A 4,162-nucleotide genomic window follows, 5' to 3' on the forward strand; every position below is an offset into this window, starting at 1 on the left:
TATTTGACTAAGTTGGACTGCTGTCGTCGGGTGGTTGAGTAACTGGCGGTTGTGTGACGGTTGTACATGGACTTGGTGCATCTTCTGGTAAAACAGAGACACCAAAGCGTTTGAGTTGGGAGAAGTCCAGCAATACTGTTGCTGGCAAAGGTTTTGAATTTGATGGCACTGAGGAAGTTACTGCTGGATTATTAGTATTAGCTGGGGTTTGTGTACTTTTATTGGCACAGACTCGCATAGACACCGAAAAATTTCCGGAAGCAGGTTTAGGATTTGGTTTTGTATTGATAACTTCTAAAAAAGCTCCAGGTGGAAGTGATTGGTTGTTTCCCAAGGTGATTTGATTGTTAGTTTTAATTACCCAGCCAGGAGAAAGGTTGGCTAGCGATCGCTGTATGGGTGTCGCTTCGATGGTAGGATTTGAAGTTGGTATTGGAGTGGATGAAATCAAGGGGACTAATGGCGATCGCAGTTGCTTCACAAACAATCCTAAAGCACCTGCTGCTACCACAAATATTAACGGAACAATCCACTGTAGCGGTAATTGGCGACTTTTAGCAGGCTCAGTATCTGGAATCACCTGAGTTTTGTGGTTTGAGCTACTTAAAAGTGTCGGATCTGTCGCCCTGGATGCAAAATCAATAGTTTTGGCAGAATAACTCTCTGGAATGAAGGCTTTGATCGTAATTTCTGGTTCCCAGTATTGGACTTGATAATGGACTAAGGCGATGGTGACATTATCGTGTCCATTCTTAGTGTTAGCGATTTCAACTAATTTATCCGCAACATTTGCGATGGGCACTTCCCCAACTAGAATCGGCAAGATTTCTGTTTCCCAGTATTCCTCCACCCGATCAAAATCACTCAAACCATCGGAAGTGAGCAGAAAAACAGCATCTTCGTCGAGCATAAACCGTGCCGATGTGGGATGCAATGAAGTGCTGGGGCCCATGCCCAAAGCCTGGACGAGAGAGCCAGCAGCACTCTGTTGTACAGCCTCGCGGTAAATGGCATAGCCTAGCCGCACCTCGCGGGAGGCAACATCATCGTCCAGGGTAACTTGATAACAGCCGTGGCGGGTAATCCAGTAAGCACGACTATCACCGACGTGGGTAATGTACATTTCATGAGCAACAGGCAATGCCATTACTAAAGTCGTGCCCATCCTCTGACGACCTTGGCGATTTTCACTGTCATTACGCTGACTAATTTTGTCATTAGCAATTGCCACTGCCTTTTCTAGGTCATTAAGTAGCAGTGAGGGATCTATGTGGTCGTAGGGAACTTTTGTTAGTTGCTGTACCTGCTGCTGGATCGTTTCAATGGCTAAATTTGATGCGACATTGCCACCCTCATGTCCACCGATGCCATCACAGACAATTGCTAAGGCTGTTGGCTGGGGTGGTTTACTCACCAGAGTTCCACTGGGTGGGCTACAGGAATCTTCGTTACGTTGGCGGCTTGGCCCAGTGTCAGTTTTGGTGATAATTTTGATTGTGGGTGTTTGCGATCGCCCTAACCCAGCAAGTCCGCGATCTAAAACTCCGATTAATTGATCGGTTGAATTAATCTTTCCCTGAATTAAGGAAAGGCTAACCTGATTAACAAATTCACTTATGGCTGGTTTGGCACTATTAACCAATTGCTGCCAAAATTCACCTAATTGGGGCAATTCTGGTAATGTTGCTGTATCGAAGCGCAATTCTAATAAACGGACTAATGATCCTTCTACCCGTAATACATTTGAATCAAGCAAGCTAGATACGACACCTTCACTTGCAAGAGGTTGCCACAGATGAGCTATTTGCCATAACCAATTGAGTTGGCGCATCGATGTTGCATCACGCCAAGCGGTGGTTAACTCGCCAGCCAACTGCACTTGTTGGATTTTGTCATCTACTAATAATGGAGGTTTTTCTAAAAGTAATATTTCTTGATGTGAGGGGCTATCACCGAGAAAAAGCACTCCATATACCTGCGGTACGTGTAAACGGTAGGGAATCAGTCTCAGGTAAGCTTTTAGAGGCTGCAAATTATCTAACTCAGGCGTTAGCGCTAATAAACCAGGTTTCGTATCTAAAAGAAGAAATTTATCAAGGACTAAATAGCGATCGGCTAATATTTCTCCAGGGCTACCCACACTCGGGCCATCTACCACAGCCCAGAGGTAATTTTTGGTTAGGGGCGTGGAACATCGCAGGCAAAACTTGTGGGTCAGGGGGTTGGCAGCCTGACAACTTTCATTTGTACAGTAGAGCGTTGCCGCGTCATTTTCCATAGTTTTCGCACCGGGAAGCGATTGGCAATTTCTTTAACAGCATTATTAGGGACAATCTAGACCGCTCATCTTTCTTAAACTTGACATACCCAGACTTTAGATGATGATTTTAGCTGGGGGATATCAGCAGGTGCTAATACTTACTTATCCAAAAAATCCGCTCCTAAGTCAACCCTACAGCCTCATCATAGCTTCTATTGCTCTGTGACTCTCCATCGCCAAAGCAACTAACAAAAAACCCTGTTACCAAAGGATAACCCAAGCATAACTGTGCTATTTGCTTTTGCTGAATTACCCCATCATCAAGAGACAGATAATCTTGGTATTTATTTAGTTTATAAGTAGGATAGCAACAATTAACTTTAATTAAGAATTAAGATAAGTGAACTACTCAAAGTACCTGATTAATGAAGTGGCTTTAAAAATCTTGTAATCTAGTTTCCGGGTTCTTTTTGGGGAGGTCGCAAAGCTTCAGAGATTAATTTTCCCCCTTCCCTCTCCTCGTAGGAGAGGGTTAGGGAGAGGTCGGGAAGGGGGTTAGGGGGTTAGGTTAATCGTTAGCTTTTCCAGATGGATCTGAATTGTCACAAAGGTTCAGCCAGATCGCTACCAACTCATTCGGTTATTTTTTGTCGTCAATTGCGACTTGGGGGACTCCCATGCTGTAGTTGGTAACGCGGGCAGATAGATTGTAGCTGATTTCGCCGAGTTGCAGGAGCGATCGCAGATAATGCTCTAAGTCTGACCCAACACGGCGCAAGTTATAGTCTGTGAGGTCTGCGCCACTAGATGCTTCTACTAGTTCATCAAATTTTCGATAAACTTTTTGCAGCGCATCTTCATTCCAGTTAAATTCGTTATCTGGGTCAATATCTAACGTTAAAACCTGTTCACTGGGAATCAGTTCGCCATCCCGGTCAATTTCGCCTGCAAAAATGCGGACATGCCGGGTTGTGGACTTGAGCAGCATCGGGTTATCCATAAAAGGGTGTAAGAGTTGGGTGGATTACACTGAAATTATTGTAAACGCTATATTCAAGCTTGAATGCTCTCAATTTACAAGCTTTGAGAGCAGTTTCAAAAGGGTATATTGAATGAGCATAAGTAAAAATATCACCTGTACTGATTAACTTACTACTTCTGTTAGGAGTTGAAGACACAATTAGCAGCTAGTACTGACAGTAGTCCAATTATTTTCCTGTAAAAATTACTGGGGAAAGTGTTTTTATTTGGCGTATACAAACAAGTCAGAGCGGTGTGCTAATCTTACCTACTGCTAAGATTTTCGTACTTATGAAGCCTAAAAGCCAGTAGAGTTAGGCACTCACCAGGAATAATTTGATCTGTGTACATTTTTTTATGGAGAACAAAAGTTTTTACCTTAATAATTCTGCTCATCAATTTTTTCGGAATTTTCTATTGCAAAAAACGTACATCAAGTAATTTTACTGGATAGGGCTACATCGACCTCTGGCGTTAATAACTTTCAAAAAATTAAGCGATTTTACTTACGTATAAACACCAAAAATCAAGTAACAAGTCAAACTGTTATTGACGTTAACATAAAGTTGATGTAAAAAGCTTTAAAAAGACCGGACAACTTCTTACAGAAACTTTATTGTGTAGAATCTTAAAAACTGAATAATAGTTATGGCTTACCATAAGCTATATCTGGCACAGTCACATCAAAATTTAGCTTGAAAATAAAACACAGGAGACTGAAATGGAATACAAAGGTGATTGATGAAGAAAAATTATGGTTCTTGCGTTGGTTTTATGGTAGAGCATTAAAATCGCAGTTTTATAGAAAGGCTCAAAAACTTAAAACCCAGTCACAGCAATAAATCTAGCCTATCTTTAGGTTTTATTTATTATTCTGTTCCA

Annotated in this window: 2 protein-coding genes; both read right to left on the reverse strand. The window is 42.0% G+C overall.

Annotated elements, in window-relative coordinates; all coding sequences use genetic code 11:
• Positions 1-7: 7 nt before the first annotated feature.
• On the reverse strand, positions 8-2,278 hold the full coding sequence (locus tag LC574_RS29265; RefSeq protein WP_229457133.1) for a PP2C family serine/threonine-protein phosphatase: 2,271 nt from the start codon (positions 2,276-2,278) through the stop codon (positions 8-10).
• A 622-nt stretch (positions 2,279-2,900) separates the two neighbouring features.
• Positions 2,901-3,260, reverse strand: a complete 360-nt coding sequence (locus LC574_RS29270; RefSeq protein ID WP_229457134.1) for an NAD(P)H-quinone oxidoreductase subunit M — start codon at positions 3,258-3,260, stop codon at positions 2,901-2,903.
• Between the last annotated feature and the right edge of the window lie 902 nt (positions 3,261-4,162).

This window comes from Nostoc sp. CHAB 5715, assembly GCF_020829685.1.
Lineage (GTDB): Bacteria > Cyanobacteriota > Cyanobacteriia > Cyanobacteriales > Nostocaceae > Nostoc.